General features: G+C 67.5%; 5 protein-coding genes. All 5 read left to right on the top strand.

Features of this window, described 5'->3' with window-relative positions; genetic code table 11:
* Positions 1-480 precede the first annotated feature (480 nt).
* Positions 481-771, top strand: coding sequence for a hypothetical protein (locus OXG33_13265; GenBank protein ID MCY4114886.1), 291 nt, complete (start codon positions 481-483; stop codon positions 769-771).
* On the top strand, positions 768-1,139 hold the full coding sequence (locus OXG33_13260; GenBank protein ID MCY4114885.1) for a clan AA aspartic protease: 372 nt from the start codon (positions 768-770) through the stop codon (positions 1,137-1,139). Before OXG33_13265 ends, OXG33_13260 begins: the two co-directional genes overlap by 4 nt.
* Positions 1,140-1,331: 192 nt before the next feature.
* Positions 1,332-2,081, top strand: coding sequence for an SDR family NAD(P)-dependent oxidoreductase (locus OXG33_13255; protein ID MCY4114884.1), 750 nt, complete (start codon positions 1,332-1,334; stop codon positions 2,079-2,081).
* On the top strand, positions 2,074-2,235 hold the full coding sequence (locus OXG33_13250; GenBank protein MCY4114883.1) for a hypothetical protein: 162 nt from the start codon (positions 2,074-2,076) through the stop codon (positions 2,233-2,235). The genes OXG33_13255 and OXG33_13250 overlap by 8 nt, the downstream gene beginning before the upstream one ends.
* A 387-nt stretch (positions 2,236-2,622) precedes the next feature.
* Positions 2,623-6,624 (top strand): type I polyketide synthase (locus tag OXG33_13245; protein MCY4114882.1); only part of this gene is annotated, 4,002 nt, incomplete at its 3' end.

Below are 6,624 nucleotides of genomic sequence, written 5' to 3'. Positions count from 1 at the left end.
CGGCGCGGACCTCGCCGTCGATGAGGCGACCATCACCATCACCGACGACGACTAGCGACCAAGTCGGCTGCGATGTCCGAGTGCGGGCTGCCTCGTCGCCCGGACTCTGATCCGGTTACAGGTCGAGCTCCCACCGGAACGTTCGTAGTTCGGTACGCTCTGGCCCACCACTTCCGGCCTACGTGGACTGTTCCCACTAGTCCTCGTCGCCAGCCGTCACCGTACCGACGGCGGCGTCGCGGCCGACTATCGCCAGGCACTTCCAGTTGGGGGAAGCGGCGTACCACATGGCCCCGGACCCGCACTGCGATAGTGCGGTTCAATCCCGCGACCTGACCATCGGCTCCGCCGCGCGCATGGTGGCTCTTGCCAACCGTCGCTTCCGGAATCCGGCCGATGTGGGCTGGGCTGCTCCATAGTCGGTAGACGTGGAGCGATAAAATGCCATCAAGAGGATTCGTTTTGAAATTGGAGGGGCAAATGAGTGAAACAGAGACACCAGCCCGCCAACGCAGGCCCCGCAAAGAGGCGGTACGCCTGGGTAAGGAAATTTACCAGCGGGACATCCTGCCCCAGGTCGAATCCGATCACTTCGGCGAGTATGTCGCCATCGACGTTGAGACAGGAGATTGGGCAGTCGCCGACACCACCCGCGTTGCGGTGGAGCGTCTGCGGGAGCAGCGCCCGGACGCGGTGGATGTCTTGTGCGAGCGGGTGGGCTACCGGGCGCTCCGCAGCTTCGGGGCCGGCTCTCTGCGGAGGACTGGGTGATCCAGGGGGTGGTGAACGCCGCCTACGAAGCAATCGTGACCATTCCCCTTCAGGACCGGCAAGGGCGGACGCGGAATCTCGAGGCAGTGGTGGACGCCGGCTATAGCGGGTTCCTGACACTGCCGCCGGGGTTGGTTGATGATTTGGGACTGCCTTTCGCGTACATGGGCCAGGCGTTTCTGGCGAATGACGCGGAGGTGGATTTCGACGTTCACTACGTCACCGTGCTCTGGGACGGCCAACCGAAAGACATTGAGGCCGACGCGACAGGCAGCACCCCGCTCGTGGGCATGCTGCTGCTGGATCGGCACAACCTGAACATCGAAGTCGAGCGCGGGGGCCGCGTCCTGATTGAGGCCAGGGGATAACCCGGCGGCGAGACGGACCCGATGCCGTCAATCAATGCTGCACAGAGGGGTTAGAGAAGTGAACGACCTGGATTCGCTGGTAACAGAGGTCACGTCGCGGGCGTTCGAGTCGGCCAACAGGCGAGGGCGTCCGCCTGAAGGAATCGCAAACCTTCTGTTTGAGGTTCGTTCTGCGGCTTTGAGGGAACGCTGATGCCCGTAGAGGGCAATCTGTCCGGCAAAGTGGCCGTCGTCACCGGCGCGGGCAGCGGGATCGGCAGGGCGATCGCCATCGCCTATGGCGAGGCTGGTGCTGCTGTGAGCTGTCTTGCCCGCACTGAGTCCGACATCGCCGGTACGGCAGCCGATATTCGAAGCGGCGGCGGGACCGCGATGTCCGTCCAGGCGGACGTTACCGACTTGGACTCAGTCGTTGATGCATTCCATGCCACCGCCGGCGAGTTTGGTGGAATCGACATCGTCGTGATCAATGCGGGCGGCAATCTCGACCACAGCCCCAACGTGGAGTGTGGAAGCCCCGCGCAGTGGACGGGCACCGTGCAACTCAACCTCATCGGCGCCTACCACACGGCGAGAGCGGCGATCCCGCACCTCAAGGAGCGCGGCGCCGGGAAGATCATCGCGATAGGTTCGGGTCTGGGGCATCGCGGAAGGCCGGGCGAGTCGGCCTACGCCTCGGCCAAGGCCGGGCTCTCCATGCTCATCCGCGTGCTCGCCCTGGAGCAATGGCCGCACGACATCAGCGTCAACGAGCTTGTCCCCGGACCCGTCCTCACCGACCGCGTCGCCGAGTATGCCCGTGAGCCCGGCTCGGTCTTCCAAGACGAGAGCGAATGGGTCAAGACCCCTGAAGACGTTGCGCCCCTCGCCCTCTTCCTCGCCACTCAGCCGGACAAGGGGCCTACGGGGCAGATGTACAGCCTCATGAGGCGCGATGCGTGACGCCGGTGAGAGCGCCGCGGCGACGTCGTGGTGGTCAGAGGATTCGAGTCGCCTCGTGCCCACCATGACGTGGGGAACGGCGGCCCCCGCCGTTCAAGGCGACCGCAGCGGCGTCCAGGGCGGCTATCCGGAAGAGGGCATGATGCCGGGGTAGGCGACGGAGGCAACGTCGAGTGCGCGCAGATCGGTCCATCGGCTTAGGCATCGCGCTCGGAGCTGGAGTCGGCGTTGGCATGGGGGCGGCACTCGGCAACATCGGCGTCGGTGTGGCAATTGGAATTGCCGTGGGCATCGCGCTCGCTGCCGGTTGGGCCCGACGTCGGCACGACGGCTAGTGCGAGCATCCGCTGGTCCAGGGGCCTTCGATCTTCGGTTATCGTTGGTCGTGGTCGGCCATCTCCGATGGGGTTCTCGCAGCCCTGAAAGCCTCGACGATGGCGTCGGGGAGCCGACGTGCGAGGAAGCAATGAACCGGCATCGCGGCGGCAGCGGCGCCTAAGGGACCAAAATGACGCGAGCAGACACGCACTCAGGTTCTCCCGTGGAACCCGTCGCGATCGTGGGCATGGCGTGCCGCTTCCCGGGCGCGCCTGACCTGGACGCCTTCTGGCAGCTACTGGTGGACGGCGGAAACGCGGTAACCGAGGGGGTGCCCGGCTCGGGCGTCGGACGCGTGGGCGAGATCATCCGCGATCCCGACGTTGCGAACCCGGCCTGCCGCTTTGGCGCCTTCGTCGACGACATCGATCAGTTCGACGCCTCGTTCTTCCGCATTTCACCGGTCGAGGCGGAGCTGCTGGACCCGCAGCAGCGCATGATGCTGGAGACAAGCTGGCAGGCGCTCGAGGACGCGGGGATCGATCCGGCGCGGCTTAGCGGCAGCCGCTCCGGCGTCTACACGGGGATCAGCAATGACGAATACCGCATGCTGGTCGTGGACTCCAGCGGACTGACCGAGGCTGCCGAGAGCCTCTACGCCCTCAGCGGCACCAACCTCAACGGCACCAGCGGACGGGTCTCCTTTTTCCTCGGGCTGATGGGGCCGGCCAAGGCGGTCGACGCCGCTTGCGCGTCGGCCATGGTGGCCGTGCACGACGCCGTGCAGGACCTGCAGTTCGGCAAGGCGGATGTGGCTATTGCGGGCGGCGTGCAGGCCATCTTGAACGGTCGCATCTACGAGCTGCGCGCCGACGCGATGATGTTGTCACCCGACGGCCAGTGCAAGACCTTCGACGCCTCGGCGAACGGATACGTGCGGGGTGAAGGCTGCGGGGTCGTGGTGCTCAAGCGCCTGAGCGACGCCGAGGCCGACGGGGATCGCATCTGGGCGGTGATCAGAGGTTCGGCGGTCAATCACGGTGGCGCCAGCGTCGGGCTGACCGTCCCGCACACGCCGGCGCTGGAACAGGTCATGGAGACGGCACTGGCCGAAGCGGGCGTCCTGCCGTCGGAGGTCGACTATCTGGAAGCCCATGGGACCGGAACGACCGTGGGCGATCCAATCGAGCTCGACGCGGTGGCCGCCGTCTATGGCCGCGAACGCGAAGCGAACCGCCCGCTGCTGACGGGTTCCGTGAAGACCAACCTGGGCCATCTGGAGTCGGCCGCCGGCATCGCCGGCCTGATCAAGGCGGCGCTGGTGGTGAAGCGAGGCGTGATTCCGAAACACCTGCACTTCCAGGACCCGAACCCGAGTTTCGACTGGGACAGTCAGCCGATACAGATCACGTCGACCATGATGGAGTGGCCGCGCGACCGCCGGCGGCCACGGCTGGCCGGGGTGAACTCCTTCGGGATATCCGGCACCAACGCCCACTTGGTCGTCGGCGAATACCCCGGCTCGAACGGCGAGATCAGCGAGGAAGACTCGCCGACGGGCGCCGCGCAGGATGTCGGGGCGTCATTGCCGGCTTCTCTGGCCACTCTGCCGCTTCCGAATGACGGTCTGGCTCCGCGCCGAACCCGAGTCTTGCCGCTCTCGGGCAAGTCGGAGGACGCGCTCAAGGACCTAGCGACGCGGTATCTGTCGTGGATTGACGAGAGCGTCGACGGGCATGACTCCGACGGCGCGGCCTTGTCGGATGCGGCCTGGACGGCGGGCGTCGGGCGGAGTCAATTCGACCACCGGGCCAGCGCCGTGTTCGACGACGCCGAATCGTTGCGAGACCGGCTCGCGGCGTTGTCCGGCTCGGACACGAGGTCGGAGCCCCGGTCGCCGACCAAAGTCGCATTCGTCTACACCGGCCAAGGCAGCCAGTGGGTCGGCATGGGAAGGGCGCTCTACGAGACCGAGCCGGTGGCGCGCGCGGTGCTCGACCGCTGCGAGGCCGTGTTCCGCGAGGCGCGGGGCGTCTCGCTGCTGGACGTGATGTTCGGTCAAGATGGAGCCAAGGGTGACTTGGGCGACACCGCATGGGAGCAGCCGGCCCTCTACGCCCTGGAGTGCGCCCTGACGGCGCTGTGGTCGAGCGTGGGCGTGCGGCCCAGCGTGGTGCTGGGGCACAGCGTTGGGGAGATCGCGGCGGCGCAGGCCGCCGGAATCTTCAGCCTGGAAGACGGCATGCGCTTTGCCGCGGCGCGTGGCGCCCTCCTGTCCGACGTCAAGCCGGGCGCCATGGCCGCCATCTTTGCGCCGGCGGCTCGGGTGGCGGCGGACGTCGAGGCGCTGAACGCGGCGTCCAACGGCGTCGAGTTGAGCATTGCGGCGGACAACGGCGCCCACATGGTGGTCAGCGGTCCGGCGGCGGGCATCGACGCCGTCCTGGAGCGCGCCGAGTCGGAGGGCATCCGCGCACGACGGCTGAACACGACCCGCGCCTTCCACAGCGCCCTGGTGGAGCCTGCCCTGGATGGCCTGGAAGCGTCCCTGGACGGCGTGACAGTCGGGTCTCCCACGCTCGCGGTCATCAGCAACCTCACCGGGCGGGCGGTGGAGTCAGGCACGGCGCTTGACGCGGCCTACTGGCGGCGTCACGCCCGGCAGCCGGTGGCGTTTGCAAGCGGCGTCCGGGCGATGGCGGATCTCGGGGTTGATCTGGTGCTTGAGATTGGCCCGCACGCGGTACTGGGACCCATGACCACGCTGGCCTGGCCGGAAGACGTCGCCGACGCGCCGGTCGCGCTTGCCAGCCTCAGGCGGCCACCCAGGAATGGCGCCTCTTCGGAGCCCGAGACCGGATTCGTAGACGCTGTCGCGGCAGCCTACGAGGCCGGATTGAATATCTCCTTCGAGGGGCTGTTTGCGGGCGAGTCCCGGCGCCGGGTTGCGCTGCCGAGCTATCCATTCCAGCGCGAGCGCTACTGGCTCGAGGCATCACGACAACGACGCACCGGCGCCGGACACCCATTGCTCGGCATCCGCCACGAATCCGCGCGTGGCGAGATCACCTTTGAGACGGAGGTTCTCCCGTCCGACCCGGTCTGGCTGAAGGATCACAAGGTCTTCGACCGTCTGATTGCGCCGGGCGCGCTCTACGGCGCCATGGCGGCCTCGGCGTGCCTCGCCGAGGGACGCGGGTCGATCGTCGTGGACGACATGCAGCTGCACAGCCCGTTGGTCTTCTCGGAGAAAGAGTCCGCCGAGGGGGCGGATGCCGCGGGCCGAAGGGTCCAGGTCGTGCTCGACGCCGCCGAGCCGGCGTCCCCGCGCCAGGTGCAGATTTTCAGCAAGGGCTCCGAGCAGGAGTGGACAACCCACGTGGAATGCCGCGTGGCGCCGGACGCTCCGCTGCCGGAATCTGGTGAGCGGATCGATCTGGATGCGCTCAAGGCCCGTCTGGCGCCGGCCGATGTGCCGGCGTATTACAGCGCCAGGAGCGCGACCGGCGTCGATCTCGGCCCGTTGTTCCGCACCCTGGGAAGGGCGTGGTCCGGACCCGGTGAGGCGTTGGCCGAGGTGGCGTTGCCGGAAGCCGTGGGCCGGAACCAGCTAGACGTGCATCCGCTGGTGCTGGACGGCTGCTTCCAGGTCGTGGGCGTCGCACGCAACGTTACCGGCGCGCCGGGCGAAGCAACCTATCTGCCGTTCGGCTGGGAGCGATTCTGGCTCAGAGGACGGCTGCCGGATCGCGTGCATTGTCACGTCCGCATGAGCGAGACCTCGCGGGAGACGGAAGCGGAAGCGGAAGAGCCGCCGGAGGTCCTGAGCGGCGAACTGCGTCTCTACGACCCCGGCGGCGTTCTCATTGGCGAATTGAGCGGGTACACCGTCAAGCGAGCCACACGAGCGGCGCTGCTCGCGGCGGTCGAAGGAGTCGACGACCTGCTGTACGAGATCGCGTGGCGGGAGCGCGTCCTTCCGCCGGGCATCGAGGCCGCCGACTTTTTCCCCAGCCCGGCTGAAGTTGCGGCCGGTTCACAGGTCTTTCCCGGCTATCTGACGGACGCCGGCGTCGATCCCGAAGGTCGGAACGCCCTGCTCGCCGATCTGGAGCGATGGTCGCGGTCCCGCGCGCTCGCGACCCTGGAAGAGCTGGGTTGGCAGCGCGCAGCGGGCGAGGTCGTGGACCCCGAGGATCTGCGGCAACGGCTCGACGTCCTGCCG

It is taken from the genome of Chloroflexota bacterium (assembly GCA_026708035.1).
Classification (GTDB): domain Bacteria; phylum Chloroflexota; class UBA11872; order UBA11872; family UBA11872; genus JAJECS01.
Note: the sequence above shows the minus strand (reverse complement) of the source record. Positions and strands in the feature narration are given on the sequence as shown.

Coding starts and splice junctions, on each gene's coding strand:
- OXG33_13250 (MCY4114883.1), top strand. CDS start 2,074: ATGCGTGACGCCGGTGAGAGCGCCGCGGCGACGTCGTGGTGGTCAGAG.
- OXG33_13265 (MCY4114886.1), top strand. CDS start 481: ATGAGTGAAACAGAGACACCAGCCCGCCAACGCAGGCCCCGCAAAGAG.
- OXG33_13255 (MCY4114884.1), top strand. CDS start 1,332: ATGCCCGTAGAGGGCAATCTGTCCGGCAAAGTGGCCGTCGTCACCGGC.